Source organism: Dellaglioa sp. CoH-55-MRSF-7 (genome assembly GCF_056782235.1).
In genome coordinates this window covers 101668-120687 of sequence record NZ_JBXAYI010000003.1, presented here as the reverse complement: position 1 = coordinate 120687, position 19020 = coordinate 101668, and the positions used below count along the sequence as shown (strand labels likewise).

The window sequence follows — 19020 nt, the reverse complement described above, 5'->3', positions numbered from 1 at the left end:
GTTTAATCTTATTGTCAACTGATATGATATTCTAAACATTTTGACCACGCTTTCAAAGTTGTAGTGCTCTACACTTTTAATTATACGTTATATTTAAAAGTATTATATTTCATTTTTAATACAGAAAAAGAACATCATTAATTATGTTCTCTTTTTGAAGTCCCTATTACTTGTTAAAACTATATCATAACTTAATTTCTTTTTTATAATCAGTGATTTTTATAAAAACAGCACTAACGCAACTAATTATCCAAGTGGCTAGAACGATGATTAAACTAATTCTTGTTATTATTTTCGTATGATAACCAATGACTAACCTATTTGTACCTATTTTAGTTGCTTTAACGGTTGGACTACCCATAGTTGACAAGGTCATTTTTTTAGGATCAAGGCTATTACCATTTAATTGAACAGTTGAATTATTATAGACTATCGCGGGTAAAGAAATCTCATTTCCTTTTTTTGTTGCGTTCCAACTCAGACTTAACTTTCCTTCACTATTAATCGTTTTACTTACTTCATCTTTATTTTTTTTCATGTCTAATCGATAATCATGATAAGGACGTTCACTTAATACTCGATTATTAGGTAAATAGTCTGGCGATGCCTTGGTAATCAACTTTAAACCATCATCTAGATTTGAACTCATAAATGCTTTGGTAATCTGTTCGTTACTCGTATTATCTGCGATATCAACATTATTGGGAGAAACTATCGACTGATTAGTATGCCATGCTTCATTACTTTTTTGAATTTCTAAATACGATTGTACTCCGACAACAAGACCTCCAACAATTAAGAATAGATCAATATACTTCCGATAATTTTTAAATGAACTACTTGATAGTGTTGCACTAAAACCCGCTAATAATAAAACTACAGCGAACCCTTCAAAGCGACGTGGGTATTGCAAGAAACTTTGTATTGATGGGATAACCTGGGCTAAATCCGTCCAAGGAACTAATTTTGACGTTAAGACTAAGAAAACTAAACCTAAACTAGTTACTACTTTATTAGTAACCGTAAATTTTGCTTGTTTTATAAACAATAAACTAATTTGTACTACAAATATGAAGCTCATAACCAAACCAATTTTAGTAAGCGTTGGCCCCCCCATCGATAAATTCATAGTTGAATTGGACATCATCACATTAACGTGCGGTGCGTATAATTTATTGTTTGCGAAAACATCTAACATGGCACCCCAAACATTAAATGTCAGAACTAACGATAATAACCCCGCCCAAAAACAGGTTAATAATAGTTTCGATTTTTGATTCGTTTGAATAAAACCAACTATAAAAAAAACGAATAGGACACCAATCGACATCAAGGCACTTAAAACATGTACCTGTATCATTACCGACATGGTTAACGCTAAGGGTAGAATTCGCAATCCTTCTGCGTTATTTTTGATCATTTTAACACCCATTAAAACAACTAGTGGCACTAGCATGATACCCCAAGCCATAAAATTTTGCTCAGTTGACCATCGCGCAATCCACAAGCTACCCATAAAAAGAACAGCCATTAATAGTGAGATATCTTTGGTCGAAGTTATTTCTTTAGCTAGTAAATACATTGAGTAACCACTAATAAAGAAAATTAAAAAAGAAGAAATAACCTGAAAATTAAACCAACTATGTACGAGTAGTAGCAACCCACCTAGCAGATAAGCAAATCCAGGCCCATACACAGCATTGATAATCCGACCACTTTGTTGAAACCCGTAATTTGTTTGGAAATAGTTAAAATTGCCTGTTTTAAATTGCATATAGATATCGTAAATACGATTAAAATGAAATAAAGAATCAGAACCTAAAACTAAACTATGTGCGAGTATCTGAGGTAAGACTAAAAACAAGCTCACACTAAACATAACAATAAATACACCGACATGATTTTTTAAATTAATCGACTTATTTTTCAATTAACTTACCTCCCCTAACGATTTATAATATTTTATTTTTTCTTACTAAATCGACTTTTATATTGCTTAAATAAGCTATTTAGCTGAATAGATTGTGCTTCAACTTCACCATGTCGAACAATAGCAATCGATGCATTAAGAACAGCACCTAGCATGATTATCCATGCCCCAAAATCCAGCCAGAATAACATAATCATTACTGTTCCGATTGCACCATAACTACTAAAAGCGCCACCGAAATACTGCACGTATATCGAAAATACTTGGGTCAATAAAATCCACCCAATGGTTGTCAAAATTGCCCCTGGTAAAACTGCCCTGAACCTAAGTCTTGCACTAGGTAATATCCGATAAAGTAATAAAATAATAATAAAAATACCGATTAAGGCGACAGGCCATTTAACCGTGGTAATCACAGTTAAAAATTCTCCCGGCAAATGTAAAATGGGTGTCAACACCTCAACTACTATTTGACTGAACCCAAAGAACAAAATAATAGCACCTAAGGAGATAACTAACCCAATCGTTAACACAAACGATACAATTCGCCCAACAATTGGATTTTGCTTCGTTTCAACACTATAGGCATGGTTGAAACTTTTCTTCAATGCATTAATCCCCTTACTTGTCGTCCATAACGTTACGACAGCACCAATTGACAATAATCCACCATTTCCATTTTTCAGAAACGATTCAATAAACGGTGCTAAAATGCTATATATCGCGGATGGCATCACAACTTTTACATATTCTAAAATAACGGACACCTTTAAATGAAGCATTGGTATTAAATTACCAATAAAAATAATTGCTGGAAAAATCGATAATAACGTATAGTACGCAATAATAACCGAAGAATTACTAACATCGGCATTAATAAATTGTGTTTTAAATATTTTAATAAACTGAACGAACTTACTTTTCATACGATTCCTCCGCGAAATACATCTATATAAGAATAAATTGTATCACATTTAGACAAAAAAATAGATTGAGCATTTAAAATCAGCCCAATCTTCTAATTTTATTATAATTTTTTAGATAACTCTTTAATGTATTCTCTAAGTTCATCCTTAACTTCTGGATGTTTCAAACCAAAATCAATACTTGTTTTTAAATAACCGAATTTATTTCCAACATCATAACGATCACCTTTAAATTCATGCGCGAATACACGTTGCACTTTATTTAAACGATCAATAGCATCAGTCAATTGGACTTCATTACCTTCACCAGGTTCTTGTGTTTCTAACATCCCGAAGATTTCTGGTGTTAACAAGTAACGACCAATAATAGCTAAATCACTTGGTGCTTCATCAACAGCTGGTTTTTCAACAAATTTTTCAACATCATATAGCCCTTTTGACACTTCACTTTGTGGTGCAATAACCCCATATTTTGATACTTCTTTATGTGGGACTTCCATTACAGCCAATGTTGAAGCATGTGTTTCTTCATAGCGATCCATCAATTGTTTTGTTAATGGTACCTTATCTTGCATGATATCATCACCCAACATAACAACAAAGGGTTCATCACCAACAAAGTCTTTAGCCATTAAAACAGCATCCCCTAAACCTCTAGGATGTGACTGGCGAATAAAGAACAAATTAATATCAGTTGTTTGCTCAACCATTTTTAATTGTTCTAATTTACCTTTAGCTTTAAGATTAGCTTCCAATTCAGGTACTGAATCAAAATGATCTTCAATTGGGCGTTTCCCTTTACCCGTAACAATTAAAATATCTTCAATCCCTGCTGCTTTAGCTTCTTCAACAATGTACTGTATCGTTGGTTTATCCACGATAGGTAACATTTCTTTAGCCATTGCTTTTGTTGCTGGTAAAAATCTAGTTCCCAAACCTGCTGCAGGTATAATTGCTTTTCTAACTTTCATAATTAACTTCTCCTTTTTTTCTTTATACGATATACAAAATCCCATTAATTTATCTCAAACTCTACGAATATTACAATTCTATCATGAATCCGCTACATTATACAAAAAAACTGCTAAACAATTAAGTTAGCAGTTCATTGTAGCTATCTATTTTATAAATATTTCGCATCAAATTCTGGATCTTGAGAGGTTAAAATCTTAGGACCATCTTTTGTGATAACAATAACATGTTCATATTGACACGACAAACTACCGTCAGCAGTTCTTGTTGTCCAACCGTTAGGATCATCACTTTCTGATTCCCAACCGCCAATATTAATCATGGGTTCAATAGTAATTGTCATCCCTTCTTTAAGACGTAATCCTTTACCAGCTTGACCATAATGAGGTACGGAAGGACTTTCATGCATGGTAGGTCCAATGCCATGTCCAACGTATTCGCGAACATCACCATAGCCCATTTGGTCTTCAGTATAAGTTTGGATAGCATGACCAATATCACCAATACGGTTACCAATAACGGCTTGATCAATTCCTAAGTAAAGGGCTTTATGCGTTACTGCCATTAATTTATCAATTTCTGGTGTAGATTCACCAACAACATAACTCCAACAAGAATCGCTCATTGCGCCATGTAAACTAACAACTGTATCTACTTTAACTAAATCATTATCTTTTAAAATTAACCCTTTACGTGGGAAAGCATGACAAATTTCATCATTAATGCTGACACAAGTCGCATATTTATAGCCTTCAAAGCCAATTTGTTCAGCAACACCACCATGGCTTTCAATATACTTACGTGAGAAAGTTTCAATTTCCCAACTAGAAATACCTGGTTTTATAATATCTCGTAATCCCTTATGCATCCCTGCAATAATAGCACCTGAAGCACGCATTTCTTCAATTTCGCGTTCTGATTTTAATGTGATCATTTAATTTGTTTCCTCCTATAATAAATAATTCTTCTCAACTATTATACCGCAATTGTATAGAATTTGTTACGAGATACTCAATTCCTTTCACAATCGTTTTTTTATCTGATATACTTTAACTACTATTTTAATATGGAAGAAGGAATTTAGTTTGGTTTCAGCTAAAGTTATTTTTGCAACAATTACAGGTAATAATGAAGACATCGCTGACATTATTACCGAAGCATTTGAAAATTTAGGTGCAACAGTTGAGATGGAAGAAATCTCACAATCAGATGCATCTGATTTAACTAACTTCGATATCAGCGTTGTCGTTCCTTATACTTATGACGAAGGCTCACTTCCTGATGAAGGCATGGACTTTTATGAAGACTTACAGGAGCTTGATTTAACCGGTAAATTATTCGGTGTTGCCGGTTCTGGCGATACATTTTATGGTGAGTTTTTTGGAACTGCTGTTGATAAGTTTGGTTCAGCTTTCGAAGAAGCAGGCGCAACAAAGGGTTCAGCTAATCTAAAAATCGATTTAGCACCTGAAGAAGAAGATATCACTAAATTAGAAGCTTTTGCTAAAGAGCTATTTGATAAAGTAACTAGCAGTGAAAACTAGTCATGAATAAAATAAATGAATTATTTCATAAACATTATGCCCTAATTTCGTATTTAATTTTTGGTGGTCTAACAACCCTAATTAACATCGTTACTTTTGTTGTTTTCCAATCATACCTTAGTGTAAATTATCAATTTGCAAACGTAATTGCATGGTTTGTTTCGGTTGTTTTTGCATTCGTCACTAATAAGCTTTGGGTATTTGGCTCAAAGAACACTCATGTTTCAGGTTTAATACGTGAAGTTTTATCTTTCTTTGGCTTTAGACTTCTATCATTAGTCATTGATCAATTAATTATGACAATTGGTGTTTCTGTTTTACACTTAGATGCATCACTCGTTAAGTTATTTGATCAAATTTTCATCGTTTTAATTAATTATATTTTTAGTAAGTTATTTATTTTCAAAAAATCATAAAATAAAATTCAGTAAATTCATCCTAGGGGGCACTTTATTTATGACAACCAAAGTTCTTTCAATCGTTGTGCCATGTTACAACGAACAAGAATCTATTCCGCTTTTTTTTGATGCGGTTGAAAAGGAGTCTATCAATTTACCAGATATCCGATTAGAATATTGGTTTATTAATGATGGTTCATCTGATAACAGCCTCAAAGAAATGCGCCAATTACAAAAAGATCATCCAGCAACAGTCCATTATGCTTCATTTTCACGAAATTTTGGAAAAGAAGCTGCTTTATATTGTGGCTTACAAAAAGCGACTGGCGATTACGTAACTGTTATGGACGTTGATTTACAAGATCCAACCAGCTTTTTGCCTAAGATGTTAGCTATTTTAGAAGATCCAGAAAATGACTACGACTGTGTGGGGACACGTCGGACAACTCGTCAAGGTGAACCTGTGATTCGCTCTGCATTCGCTACTCTTTTCTACAAATTAATAAATCGCATCTCAGATACTGAGATTGTTAATGGTGCCCGCGATTATCGCTTAATGACCCGTCAAATGGTTGATGCTGTCTTATCAATGTCAGAATACAATCGTTTTTCAAAAGGTATCTTCAGTTGGGTTGGTTTTAATACGGAATACTTAGAATACACAAATCAAGAACGTGTTGCTGGTAAAACAAGTTGGAATTTCTGGGGCTTATTCAAATATTCATTAGACGGTATCATAGCCTTTTCAGAAGTACCTCTTTCAATTGCAACATTTGTTGGTTTCCTATCATTTGTTGGCTCTCTTTTTGCAATTATCTTTATTATTATTAGAGCGTTACTCTATGGTGATCCAACAGCTGGCTGGCCATCAACGATTTCAGTTATCTTAATGATGGGTGGCATTCAATTGTTTTGTATTGGGATTCTTGGTAAATACTTAGGTAAAATTTTCTTAGAAGTCAAAAACAGACCCGTCTATATTATTAAAGAATCAGACGTCTTCAGTTCAAAAAAGGATTAATTATAGGGGGATTCCAGCTATGCAGAAGTTTCGTTTCGATCTAAAAAAATCAAAAATGACCTATCTTTATTACATTATCATTTTTGCAATTTTAGCTGTTCTTATTTTTGGAACTTACAAACTAGCTGGATACTCTTTAATTCAAAGTCATGATCCTGCTGAACAGCATCTACCTGTATTAGAAAATTATCGTCAACTACTTGGTGAATTCATCAACCATCCCTTTCAACCACTCCAAATGTGGTCTTGGAAATTAGGGCTTGGCGCAGATCAATTTCAAACATTTGCTTATTACGTTATTGGAGACGTATTCGCCTATATTACGCTATTATTTCCCTCAAGTGCCGTTGTGACTATTTACCAGCTCACACTCATTTTGAGGTTATTTTGCGTGGGGCTATCATTTATCTTCTTTGCGAGACACTTTAAATTAACGAATAGCGCGATCTTAGGTGGGGCAATCATTTATACCTTCACTTCTTTTTCACTTTATTCATCCCTAATGCAACCTTTTTTCCTAACACCATTCATTCTTTTTCCACTTATAATTGTCGGAATAGAAAAAATTTTACAAGGGTTTAAACCACATTTCTTCATTTTTGCTTTTTCATGGATGTTTATCAGTAACTTTTACTTCGCCATAGTCTTAGGCATCGGTGCTTTTGTATATTTAGTACTACGTTTCATTTATTATTATCGAAAAAATCTCAGTTTCTTTAAAACAGCGGGCACTTTTTTAATCAGTACAGTCATCAGTTTACTGATTTCTGCCTTTATCATGCTACCGTCAATTCTTGCGGTCTTTAGTTCAACTCGGTCAGGTGGTCTATTCGCAAATGGTTTGACCTCTTTCCCCGCTTATTACTACATTAATTTACCTGCTCAATTACTTGCTGGCGGAGTATCTTCTTTCTGGGTTAAATTTGGCTTTAGTAGTTTAGCTGTTCTAGCATTATTCCATCTGTTTTACCATTGGAAACACTACCCACTAATGACAACGAGTCTTTCAATTGGGTTGATTATGTTACTATTCCCAATGTTTGGTGCGATGTTTAATGGTTTTCAAGCCCCTTCTAATCGTTGGATTCTATTATTATTTGTTCCCATTTCACTTGGAAGTGCCTTCTTCATTGATTCTCTCAAAAAAATAACGTTGCCTGAAATTAAATACCTCAGTATTTGTCTTGGTATCTATTTACTTTTAGTATCATTACCCTTTTATATTAATGGGACGACAGAAATTTTCATTCCTGTTATCTTTTTAATTTCTTTTTTTGTCGCAATCTTACTTTACCGTCAAAATAAAAATTCTGGTCGAATCATATTCGGTCTTATCCTAGTGAACTTGATCTTTACTGGGGTTTCTTTTGCATCACCTTTCACTAACTTTTATAGTAAGACTTTAATGCCCTCTGGTAGTTACCAGAAACTATCATCTAATCTATTTGATGGATTAGATAATTCTCTTCCTAAATCTAACTCATTTCGTGTTTCAACGATTAGCCAAAATTATAACTTTGGTTCTAACTACATGTTACGAAATAATTTAAATAATGATTTAAATTTAATTAACTCATACTACTCGATTCAAAATGGCGCAGTCGGAGTATTTTCAAACAGGTTACAAAATGCTCAATATAACAATAATATTCCGATTGAAAATTTTGATGATCGAACAATCGCTAATAACTTTTTTGGCGTTAAGTATCTCTTTACTCATTCAAATGAGCCAAATGAGTCAAAGATCCCCTATGGTTATACATTACTCAAAACTAAATCTGAAAATAAAAATAAACCTGAGAAAACCAATCTTTATGAAACTAAGAATAATTTTCCATTAATTTATTGGCAATCTGATGTCACTTCAAATCAAAAAACTGCTAAATTATCCGCTTCTGATCAAGAACGTCAATTAGCTAAAGCCGTTAGTATCGCGGATACATCCGGATTTAACCAGAAACAATCAACATTTGATACTGAAAACGTTGCCTATACAATTGTAAAAACAGTGAACGCCGGAGAACCTAACGAAACAAAAACACGTATTACCAATAATCACTATCGTAATAATCCTGTTTCAGATAGCTATCAGATTGACATTAAGAACGCAAAAAAATATCAAAATTCTGAATTGCATCTTTCATTAACTAACATTAAGCACCAATCACTGTCCTCTAAAGAACAAGTGAATATGGCTATTTTTAATAATACTACGAAACCAGATAACCAGTTATTAGATACGAATGGTCCCCGGTCAGCACAGAAATCGCTTAGGAAGCAACTGACGACAGGTTCTTCCAATACAGGCTATTCGATCGGGGTTAAATCTAATTTAACGACTAATACGATTGAGCAATTGGGTATTGAAAATCTTTCTTTCTTTAAAGTTTTATCTGATGCTACCCTAAATATGGGCTATCAAAAACAAATGCCCAAAAGTTTGGATTTACTTTTATCAAATTCAGGGACTTACTCATTCAACCTTAAAATTACTGCCGTTCCGCTTGGTCAAACTTACACAAATGATGTTAAAAAAATCCAGAAAAATAAATTAAATTCATTAAAATTTGCTACAAATAGAGTTAGTGGCAAAATAACAACAAATAAATTAGGTATCCTAACATCATCTATCCCTTACTCTACAGGTTGGACAGCGACTGATAATGGTCATAGCGTGCCCGTTATTAAAACAAATAGCGCTTTTATTGGCTTAAAATTAAAAAAAGGAACTCATCATATCATTTATAGTTATCAAACACCTGGCTTATCAACTGGTTTTCTTTTAAGTGTTTTTGGCCTCATTGTTTGGGGGAGTTATAGTTTAACACCTCTAATTTGGAGACGTTTAAGAAGACTTTAATTAGACATAAATGATATTATTATGACCTCATCTACTAAATAAATCTATTAGGGGTTTACTATCTTGTTAAATAAAGTCAGTTATCTTAAAAATCGTTTAATCGTATTTACAACCATCTTTTTGATTAGTTTATTTTTAGTTCTTCCACAAATAATCAACCACAGTCTAGTCTTAGGTGGTGACTCGCTTTTTCATTTCAATCGTATTTACGATACCTATATCCAATTTAAAACAGGTAACTTTAGTTATTTTCAAACTAACTATGGTTTTTTACAGAGTGGTCGCATTATTAACGCCTTATATGGACCAGGTTTTGCTTATCTGTTAGGTATCTTACTCTTAATTGTTCATAATTGGATTTTATTTCAAATCATAACCTCCTTTTTAATTTTCTTTATTAGTGGTTACTCAATGTATTTTCTATCTAGAGAGCTTCAATCCTCTAAGAAAATTTCATTATTGATTGCTAGTCTATTTATGGGGAGTTTTTACGTTACCCGTTGGTCAATTAACCAGAATTTTATGTCTTGGGGCGTTATGCTAATGCCCTTAATTGTCATCCTCGGGCTTAAAATGATTAAAAATAATGCTAAGGATTTAAAAGTACTACCATTAGCATTATTGATTTCAGCGCTTATTCAAATTCATGTCTTAAGTGCCTTAATGTCGGTTGGCGTCATCTTTATCTTCTTTGTTGTCGGTTTTTACAAGACAAATCAAAAATTACAGCTTTTATCAAAATGTTTCTTAGCGGCCCTTCTAACTATTGTTCTAACCTTTAATGTTTGGGGCGCTATGCTAGAAATTTTCACAAGAAATACGCTGTACTCGCCTTACACTCACTTAGATATGGCTAGTGCTACAATGCGTTTTTCAACAACTAGCTATAGCGCTTCATCTATAGGACTATTTATGAGCGTTATTTTCATTTTACAATTTGTTTTACTATTTTCTAGGTGGTCACAAGTATCACTTTCTAATAAGCTAATGACACTATTAGGAGCCTTATTTCTCCTGTTATCAACAAATCTTGTTCCTTGGACGACAATATCGAATCTAATACCACAGCTTCGAAGTTTTTTACAATTTCCTTACCGCTTTTATGGTTTTGCAACTGTCTTATTACTTGCTGGTTTTGGCAACTCTCTTTCTGAGCTACCTTCATTTAAGCCTAAAAAGTTTGGCGAGTTATTTTTAATCATTAGTAGTCTTTTTATTTTAGGTCAATCATATATTGATATTCAACAGCAAAATAAGCTCTGGAATTCCAATGATCCTCTTATTTATAAAGGGAGCGTTGTCGTTTCAAATCATCTAACGAGTGATCAAATTAGAACTAATTTTACTAGTTCTGATTTATCAAAAGGATTAAAGGTGGTTAAAAAAATAGCCCCAGATTATTTACCAAATAATCAAGAACAAAAGACAACATATAATAAAAAAGAATACAAGAAAGATATTGTTAGGAATCGTCCTAATATCACTAAGACTGTTACAAAAAATGGTGATTTAATCCTTAAATGGCATGCGACAAAAAAAGGTGAATCCATCGCACTTCCTATTGTCGTTTATAATAATTCAGAGCTCTCCTTAAATGGAAGTCAATTACACCGATTATCTCTATCTGCATTAGGTGTCCCTACTGTTAAGGCAACAAAAAAAGGGAGTAATCGTGTAGTGCTTAGATATCAATCGGAAATGATCACTACATGGCGTTTGTTTTTCGTCATTTTAACTTGGATTATTAGTATTTTATCGATGATAACACTCCATTTTATAAATAGAAAACTAGACAAAAATAGTGTTCATAAATGACAAGTCCACTCTAACTGTTGTTGGTAATAGCGTAAAAGCTATTACCAACAACAGTTTTTTCATACCAAAAAGTCCCCAAAAGTCATGAGACTTTTGGGGACTTTTTGGTATGAGATTTTTTAGCTAGTCTTGTTGTAAAATGTCACGGACTTTAGTTGACAATAAATCAATAGCAACTGTATTTGCGCCACCTTCTGGCACAATAATATCCGCATAGCGTTTCGTTGGTTCAATGAATTGATTATACATTGGTTTAACCGTTTTAACGTATTGATCAATAACTGATTGTAATGAGCGACCACGTTCCTTCATATCACGTGTGATACGGCGAATAATACGTAAATCATCATCTGTATCAACAAAAACTTTAATATCCATTAAACTTCTGAGCTTTTCGTCCCCTAGAATTAGAATTCCTTCAACAATGATAACATCTTGAGGTTCTGTTCTGATCGTCTCACTTGAACGAGTAAACTGTGTGTAATCATAAACAGGCATATCAATTGCTTCATTATCCAACAATTGTTCCAAATCACTAATCATCTGTTCGTTGTCAAACGCGAGTGGATGATCATAGTTCACTGCTTTACGTTCTTCCATACTCATTTCAGCTTGATCATTATAATAAGTATCTTGTTGTAAAATCATGATTGATTCGCCAGCTAATTGTGAATAAATAGCATTACTAACCGTCGTCTTACCGCTACCAGTACCACCTGTTACACCAATAATAATGGGACGTTTTGTTCTTTTGCTCATGCTTTAGAAATCCTCCATTTATTCGAAACGTTCAGGTTCTTGCTGACTATCTCCAAATCGATAAGCAACGGCATCTAATATTCGTTTAGCTGCTTGCCCATCTCCATAAGGATTTTTAGCATTTGCCATTCGTTCGTACTCTGTCTTATTAGTTATTAATGATAGCATGGTTTCTTTGACTTTCACAGGGTCAGTTCCAACTAACTTCAATGTACCCGCCTTCACGCCTTCCGGACGTTCTGTGTTATCACGTAAAACAAGAACTGGTTTTCCTAATGATGGCGCCTCTTCTTGAACACCACCTGAATCCGTCATAATAAAGTAACTTTTTGCAGCGATATTATGAAAATCAACCACATCAAGCGGTTCAATTAGATGAACGCGCTGTTCTCCACCTAAGACTTCTTCGGCTAAATCTTTAACAACTGGATTTAAATGAACCGGATAAACGACTTCAACATCTGGCTGATCTTTAACGACAGATTTAATCACTTCGAAAACACGACGCATAGGTGCACCTTGGTTTTCACGACGATGCATCGTGAGTAAAATCATTTTATTCGCAGGATTTACTTCTGATAGAACATCATGGTCATACTCTTTTTGAACTGTTTGTTTTAAAGCATCGATGGCTGTGTTACCTGTTACAAAAATATTTTCTTTTGGATGATTTTCTAATAACAGATTAGTTTCGCTTTGCGAAGTTGGGGCAAAGTACATATCTGCCAGTACATCTGTTAGTTGACGGTTCATTTCTTCTGGAAACGGTGAATACTTATCCCAAGTCCGTAATCCCGCTTCAACGTGTCCAATTGCCACTTGATTATAAAAAGCTGAAATACTAGCGGCGAATGTTGTTGTTGTATCACCATGAACTAAAATAATATCAGGCTGCTCTACTTTAATAACATCATCTAATTTTTGTAAAACATTTCGAGTTGTATCACTTAATGTCTGGTTAGCGTGCATCACATTCAAATCATAATCTGGCGTTATTTTAAATATCTCTAAGACTTGGTCCAACATTTGGCGATGTTGTGCTGTTACGACAGTTACTGTTTCAAACTCCGTCGTACGTTCTTTTAACTCTAAGACAACAGGTGCCATTTTTATTGCTTCTGGACGCGTCCCAAAAACAGTCATCACTTTTACTTTTTTCATAATTGGCCTCCTCAATGATTATATTAGTTACTATTATACCAAAGAAAAGACAAAATTCTGATTTTGTTAACAAAAATTTAATAGCCTAATTATTAATCATTTTCTCATTAATATGTTATCATTATTTCATAAATAAATTTGGAGGTCTTTCTATGTCAAAAATAAATTTTGAAGATCAACTTAAAAAATATGCTGAATTAATCGTCAAAGTCGGTGTTAACGTCTCAAAAGGCCAAACAATCGTCCTACAAATTTCCGTAACCCAACAAAAATTAGCTCATTTAATCGTCAATGAAGCTTATGCTGCTGGCGCAAGTGAAGTTATCGTTAAATGGGCAGATAGTCATGTCTCGAAATCATTCCTTGAATTTGCTCCACTAGACCGTTTAGTCGACGTTCCTGGTTATGCAACCTCAGAAGTTGAAGATTGGGTTGCTAAAAAAGCATCTCGCATCTCAGTCATGTCAGATGATCCTGATGCCTTTGCTGGTATCCCTTCTGAAAAGATTGCCTCACGCCAAAAAGCTATGGGTCAAGCTCTACGTCCATTACGTAAAGCAACTCAAAATAATGACGTTAGTTGGACTGTAGTCGCTGCCGCAGATACTGCTTGGGCTGAACTCGTTTTTCCTGAATTAAAAGGCGAACTTGCTGTTTCACGACTTTGGGAAGAAATTTTTAAAACAACACGTATTGATCATGAAGATCCAATTGAAGCATGGCATCAACATGATTTAACATTGCGCACAAAAGCTGAAGAATTAAATAAAGAACAATTTTCTGCTTTACATTATGTTGCCCCAGGGACAGATATCGTCATCGGTCTCCCTAAAAATCATTTGTGGGAAGGCGCCGGTTCATTTGATGCACAAGGTCATGAATTCATGGCTAACATGCCTACCGAAGAAGTTTTCACCGCACCTGATTCTAGACGTATTGATGGTTACATTTCTTCAACAAAACCATTAAGCTACGCAGGAACTACTTTGAGTGGTATGAAATTTACTTTTGAAGCAGGTAAGGTTGTTAAAGCAACTGCTGAACAAGGTGAAGAAGTTTTACAGCACTTACTAGAGACTGATGATGGCGCAAAATCATTGGGTGAAGTTGCTTTAGTTCCAGACCCTTCTCCAATTTCACAATCAGGAATAACGTTCTTTAATACATTATTCGATGAAAATGCCAGTGACCATTTAGCGCTTGGCTCCGCTTATCCCTTCTCTATTAAGGATGGTACTAAAATGAACGATACTGAATTAGCCGCTGCTGGTTTAAATTTAAGCCAAACGCACGTTGACTTCATGGTCGGCTCATCTGACATGTCAATTGATGGGCTTCGTGAGGATGGCAGTACAGTACCCGTTTTCCGTAATGGGGATTGGGCATAAATGATCACATAAAAAGGTATAAACTAGCATTTCTGTTAGTTTATACCTTTTTCACTACTACTTATTTTATTGATTAGGTTTTTGTAACCCAAATTCAGAAAGTATATCTTAATATAGTATATTAAAATCATATGTTTGTTTATATTAAATGTCATTTTTATAATCCCTATAAGTAAAGGTAATAAAAGCTAAGCTACTAATCACCCACGCTGCAATAACCATCATTAGTCGAGGTTTAGTAATGATTTTTGAATGATAACTAAGCGTTACTCTATTGATACCTTTTTTTGTTGCTTTAATCGTTGGACTACCTATATTTGATAAGGTAATCTTTTTTATATTAAGCTTAGTTCCATTTAGTGTAACTTTTGAATTGTTATAAACAATAATAGGTAAGGACATTGTTTCTCCTATTTTTGTTGCAGTCCATCTAAGCGATAAATCACCCTTATCTGTCACTCTTTTTATAATATTTGACTTATTCATTATAATTTCATTTTTATATTCATTGTAAGGATCCTTGCTTAATTCTTGATTATTAGGTAAATAATCTGGAGTTGATTTTTGTGCTACCTCTAACCCTTTTTTTAAATCACGATTAGTAAAAGCATTTCTTATTTGGACAGTACTTAAAGAATCTGGGGTTGTAACATGTCCTTTAGCTATAATTGACTCATTTGAATTCCAAATTTCATTTTTAGTCTGAATATCACTATACGATTGCCCTAAAATAAAAATACTTCCGACAATTAAAAACAATGAACAATTTTTCTTTGCATTCGGCGAAGGTAACGTAGAAATTGTAGCACTGAACCCCGCTACTAATAGAATCGTAGTAAAACTATCAAATCGATAAGGAAACTGTAAAAAACTTTGTAACTGTGGAATTAATATAGATATCCTAGTCCACGGAAATAAATTTGTAGTTAGAGCAAGAAAAATAGCTCCTATTATAGTAACAATCTTATTAGCTAGAGATAATTCTTTTCTTTTTGAAAACAACCAAACAATTTGTAACACAAAAATGATACTCATAACCAATCCAAACTGTGTACCACTATAGTTACCAGTTGAAAGGTTCATGGTTGAACCAGACATGTTTGAATTGGCAAATGGTGAATATATTTTATTATTTGAGAAAACATCCAACATAGCTCCCCAAACATTAAAGGTCAGAACTAACGCCAGTAAACTGGCTAGAAAACATTTTAATAAAAGTTGTAATTTCTGGTTAGTTTGAATAAAGCCAATGAAAAAGAATACAACTAAAACGCCAATTGACATTAAGGCGCTTAAGACGTGAATTTGGATTAGCACTGAAACTGCTAATGCTAAAGGTAGTACTTTTAAATCCTTAGCATTATTTTTAATCATTTTAAGCCCAAGAATGACAATCAAAGGCATCAACATAACGCCCCATATCATAAAATTCTGATAGATTGACCATCGAGTGATATAGAAACTACCCATAAAAAGACTAGCAGCTAAGACTGAATTTTTTTTAGTCGCTTTCAATTCTCTAGATAGAAAATACATTGAAAATCCACTAATAAAGAAAATTATGAATGACGTGACAATTTCAAATTTAATCCAACTATGCACGATACCTAGTAATCCACCTAAAAGGTAAGTAAACCCTGGTCCATATAAGGCATTAACAATTCGACCACTTTGTTGAAAACCGTAATTAGATTGAAAATAATTAAAGTTACCTGTTTTAAGCTGCATATAATCATCATAGATACGGTTAAAATGGAATAGAGAATCAGCACCAACTACTAAACTATTATTAAGTATCTGCGGAACTGTCAGAAAAAAACTTAATATAAAAATAACGCAAAATACCGTTCCATATTTTTTTAAAGATTCAAACTTATTTATCAAGCTATTTACTCCCAAATAAAATTATTTAATGGTTTAATTATAACAATAGAAAATTGTGCTGTCACTCAAGAAATATAATATTGCTAGAACTAAAAGATCAATATCTATGAAACTACTGACACCTTAGCCATGTTGTAAATGAAAATTATGACTATGAATTTAAAAATCTACAATAGTAATAATTGACTTATTTATTTTTGCCATTTACAATGAAGTAATCAGCCTTTTTGTCTCTGTAGCTCAGCTGGATAGAGCAACCGCCTCCTAAGCGGTAGGTCATCAGTTCGACTCTGATCAGGGACATCTTAAATAAATTTTCCGCCTTATAGGTTACAAGACTTCGGTATACTGCCGAGCTTTTGTAACCTATTTTTTATATATTTAACTTGTAAGTGCTATTTATTTTATCCTTGAAATTGTAGCAGTAGAAGAATTACTATTATATAAATTGTATTAATGAATGCAATTAATATAAATAACAACATACCACATAGACGATAACCAATATTTTTCTGAAAAAAGGGTAGTCTTTCAATATAAGTTCCAATGCCAATCATACCCGTCCCCACTAACCACATGCCAATCGTTAAATTCACAACTATTAACCATGGTTCAATTAAACACAACACGATACTAACAATTCCTACCCATTTCATTTCATTATTTACAGGTTTAAACCTTTTTCTCATCGGAAAGACCTTCTTCCACGTTATATATATTTGTTTAACAATTTTTTTAAGGTCTAAAACACATCATTTTATCCAATCTTTTCTAAACTATCTTTAAGATTTCGATAATTGTACACCTAATATTATTTTTCCACTAAGCAATAAGACTTTCGCAAATAAAAAAATACTGTTTAAGCAAACAATCATTGCTTAAACAGTATTTTAAATCGCATCGAAATTTTATATCTTCAATTTTTCCAGTTTATAATTCGACACCATTTGTTTTAATAACATTTTGATACCAATAGAACGAATCTTTTTTCAATCGATTTAGCGTCCCGTTACCTTCGTTATCTCGATCTACGTAAATGTAACCATAGCGTTTCGCCATTTCGCCTGAGCCTGCGCTAATTAAATCGATACAGCCCCATGATGTGTAACCTAGACAAGAAACCCCGTCTGCAATCGCCTCACCCATTGCTTCAATATTTTCACTTAGATAAGAAATGCGATAATCATCATGAATTTTATTGCCTTCTTCCACAACATCTTTTGCACCTAATCCATTTTCAACAACAAATAATGGTTTCTGATAACGATCATAAATTTGATTCATCGTTGTTCTCAAACCAAGGCCATCTGTTTGCCAGCCCCATTCGCTTGTCTTTAAGTAAGGATTTTTTAAGCTATCAAAGACATTTGCTGCTGTTTTATCAGTCATCTCAGGATCAGCGCTTGCTAATCTTGATGAATAATAGCTAAATGAAATGAAATCAACTGTATTTTCTAATAAATCTTTTTCGTCGGTATCTGCCATTTTAATTTCTATACCCATATCTTTAAATAATCTTGCCGAATAACTTGGGTAGTAGCCACGTGACTGAACATCAATAAAGAAGTATCCTTCCCGATCCTTTGTCATTGCTTCAAATACATCTTTTGGATTAGGTGTATTGGGATAGGTAACCCCAGCCGCTAACATACACCCTATCTTAAAATCAGGATTAATTTCGTGTGCTAATTTTGTCGCAAGCGCAGAGGCAACTAATTGATGATGTGCCGCTTGATATTTGATTTGGTCAGGATTATCAATCCCTTCCAAATCTAATCCACCGCCCAATAACGGAATGTGTAAAATCATATTAATTTCGTTAAATGTTAACCAATACTTAACCTTATCCTTATAACGCATAAATAAGACGCGTGAAAAGTTTAAGTAATTATCAATCATTCGACGGTCAGCCCAACCATTCATTTTTTTCAACATCCCTAACGGCGTATCGAAATGGTTAATTGTTACTAACGGTTCCATCCCTAATTCGTTACAAAGATCGATAACTTTATCATAGAATTCTAGCCCTTTTTCGTTTGGTTCTTTTTCATCACCTTGTGGAAATATCCGTGGCCAACTAATTGACATTCTGAAGGTTTTGAAACCCATTTCTGCCATTAATCGTAAATCTTCTTCATAATGATGATAAAAATCAACAGATTCATGACTAGGATAAAAATCTTCTTTCATCTGCATCGCTTCTTTTACATTAAATAAATAATCCCAGCGACCATGGTGTGCGTCTGGTAATATATCTACTAATGACAGGCCCTTACCATCAACATCATAGGCCCCTTCAAATTGATTAGCGGCCGTTGCGCCACCCCATAAAAAGTTATCTGGAAAATTTGATTTTGTCATC

Annotated in this window: 15 protein-coding genes and 1 tRNA gene; 7 read left to right on the top strand and 9 right to left on the bottom strand. The window is 33.7% G+C overall.

Features of this window, described 5'->3' with window-relative positions; all coding sequences use genetic code 11:
• Positions 1–184: 184 nt before the first annotated feature.
• From AC1RPU_RS04330 to map, 4 genes are all read right to left on the bottom strand, one after another.
• Positions 185–1930, bottom strand: coding sequence for an MFS transporter (locus AC1RPU_RS04330; RefSeq protein WP_481761546.1), 1746 nt, complete (start codon positions 1928–1930; stop codon positions 185–187).
• 32 nt (positions 1931–1962) lie between these two features.
• Positions 1963–2856 carry a YihY/virulence factor BrkB family protein gene (locus AC1RPU_RS04325; protein ID WP_481761547.1) on the bottom strand — a complete coding sequence of 298 codons (894 nt, stop codon included), beginning with the start codon at positions 2854–2856 and terminating at the stop codon, positions 1963–1965.
• A gap of 101 nt (positions 2857–2957) precedes the next feature.
• On the bottom strand, positions 2958–3827 hold the full coding sequence (gene galU, locus AC1RPU_RS04320; RefSeq protein WP_481761548.1) for a UTP--glucose-1-phosphate uridylyltransferase GalU: 870 nt from the start codon (positions 3825–3827) through the stop codon (positions 2958–2960).
• Between the two features lie 152 nt (positions 3828–3979).
• Positions 3980–4762: a type I methionyl aminopeptidase gene (gene map, locus AC1RPU_RS04315; RefSeq protein ID WP_409022111.1), complete on the bottom strand. Its 783-nt coding sequence runs from the start codon at positions 4760–4762 to the stop codon at positions 3980–3982.
• Positions 4763–4913: 151 nt separating this feature from the next.
• On the opposite strand from map, the gene AC1RPU_RS04310 reads away from it, so the two are divergent.
• The 5 genes from AC1RPU_RS04310 (at position 4914) to AC1RPU_RS04290 (ending at position 11466) form a co-directional block, all read left to right on the top strand.
• Positions 4914–5372, top strand: a complete 459-nt coding sequence (locus AC1RPU_RS04310) for a flavodoxin (RefSeq protein WP_481761549.1) — start codon at positions 4914–4916, stop codon at positions 5370–5372.
• 2 nt (positions 5373–5374) lie between these two features.
• Positions 5375–5788 carry a GtrA family protein gene (locus tag AC1RPU_RS04305; protein WP_481761550.1) on the top strand — a complete coding sequence of 138 codons (414 nt, stop codon included), beginning with the start codon at positions 5375–5377 and terminating at the stop codon, positions 5786–5788.
• A 40-nt stretch (positions 5789–5828) separates the two neighbouring features.
• Entirely contained in the window at positions 5829–6791 is a 963-nt protein-coding gene (locus AC1RPU_RS04300; RefSeq protein WP_481761551.1) for a glycosyltransferase family 2 protein, read from the top strand.
• A gap of 19 nt (positions 6792–6810) precedes the next feature.
• A complete protein-coding gene (locus AC1RPU_RS04295) occupies positions 6811–9651 on the top strand; it encodes a YfhO family protein (RefSeq protein ID WP_481761552.1) in 2841 nt (946 codons plus the stop codon).
• Between the two features lie 63 nt (positions 9652–9714).
• Positions 9715–11466, top strand: a complete 1752-nt coding sequence (locus AC1RPU_RS04290) for an MFS transporter (protein ID WP_481761553.1) — start codon at positions 9715–9717, stop codon at positions 11464–11466.
• 123 nt (positions 11467–11589) lie between these two features.
• Here the strand turns inward: AC1RPU_RS04290 and udk are convergent, their stop codons facing one another.
• On the bottom strand, positions 11590–12225 hold the full coding sequence (gene udk, locus AC1RPU_RS04285; protein WP_481761554.1) for a uridine kinase: 636 nt from the start codon (positions 12223–12225) through the stop codon (positions 11590–11592).
• 18 nt (positions 12226–12243) lie between these two features.
• Positions 12244–13386, bottom strand: coding sequence for a non-hydrolyzing UDP-N-acetylglucosamine 2-epimerase (wecB, locus tag AC1RPU_RS04280; protein ID WP_481761555.1), 1143 nt, complete (start codon positions 13384–13386; stop codon positions 12244–12246).
• 152 nt (positions 13387–13538) lie between these two features.
• Here wecB and AC1RPU_RS04275 point away from each other — a divergent pair, with 152 nt between their 5' ends.
• Entirely contained in the window at positions 13539–14774 is a 1236-nt protein-coding gene (locus AC1RPU_RS04275; protein ID WP_481761556.1) for an aminopeptidase, read from the top strand.
• 144 nt (positions 14775–14918) lie between these two features.
• Here the strand turns inward: AC1RPU_RS04275 and AC1RPU_RS04270 are convergent, their stop codons facing one another.
• Positions 14919–16658, bottom strand: coding sequence for a DUF6541 family protein (locus AC1RPU_RS04270; protein WP_481761557.1), 1740 nt, complete (start codon positions 16656–16658; stop codon positions 14919–14921).
• A 229-nt stretch (positions 16659–16887) separates the two neighbouring features.
• On the opposite strand from AC1RPU_RS04270, the gene AC1RPU_RS04265 reads away from it, so the two are divergent.
• Positions 16888–16961: transfer RNA gene (locus AC1RPU_RS04265), tRNA-Arg, on the top strand.
• A 101-nt stretch (positions 16962–17062) separates the two neighbouring features.
• On the opposite strand, the gene AC1RPU_RS04260 is transcribed toward AC1RPU_RS04265, so the two are convergent.
• Complete coding sequence (locus AC1RPU_RS04260) at positions 17063–17347, bottom strand: hypothetical protein (RefSeq protein ID WP_481761558.1); 285 nt, start codon at positions 17345–17347, stop codon at positions 17063–17065.
• A gap of 241 nt (positions 17348–17588) precedes the next feature.
• Entirely contained in the window at positions 17589–19019 is a 1431-nt protein-coding gene (locus AC1RPU_RS04255; RefSeq protein WP_481761559.1) for a 6-phospho-beta-glucosidase, read from the bottom strand.
• Position 19020: the final 1 nt, after the last annotated feature.

Coding starts and splice junctions, on each gene's coding strand:
- AC1RPU_RS04325 (WP_481761547.1), bottom strand. CDS start 2,856: ATGAAAAGTAAGTTCGTTCAGTTTATTAAAATATTTAAAACACAATTT.
- galU (WP_481761548.1), bottom strand. CDS start 3,827: ATGAAAGTTAGAAAAGCAATTATACCTGCAGCAGGTTTGGGAACTAGA.
- map (WP_409022111.1), bottom strand. CDS start 4,762: ATGATCACATTAAAATCAGAACGCGAAATTGAAGAAATGCGTGCTTCA.
- AC1RPU_RS04305 (WP_481761550.1), top strand. CDS start 5,375: ATGAATAAAATAAATGAATTATTTCATAAACATTATGCCCTAATTTCG.
- AC1RPU_RS04300 (WP_481761551.1), top strand. CDS start 5,829: ATGACAACCAAAGTTCTTTCAATCGTTGTGCCATGTTACAACGAACAA.
- AC1RPU_RS04295 (WP_481761552.1), top strand. CDS start 6,811: ATGCAGAAGTTTCGTTTCGATCTAAAAAAATCAAAAATGACCTATCTT.
- udk (WP_481761554.1), bottom strand. CDS start 12,225: ATGAGCAAAAGAACAAAACGTCCCATTATTATTGGTGTAACAGGTGGT.
- wecB (WP_481761555.1), bottom strand. CDS start 13,386: ATGAAAAAAGTAAAAGTGATGACTGTTTTTGGGACGCGTCCAGAAGCA.
- AC1RPU_RS04275 (WP_481761556.1), top strand. CDS start 13,539: ATGTCAAAAATAAATTTTGAAGATCAACTTAAAAAATATGCTGAATTA.
- AC1RPU_RS04260 (WP_481761558.1), bottom strand. CDS start 17,347: ATGAGAAAAAGGTTTAAACCTGTAAATAATGAAATGAAATGGGTAGGA.
- AC1RPU_RS04255 (WP_481761559.1), bottom strand. CDS start 19,019: ATGACAAAATCAAATTTTCCAGATAACTTTTTATGGGGTGGCGCAACG.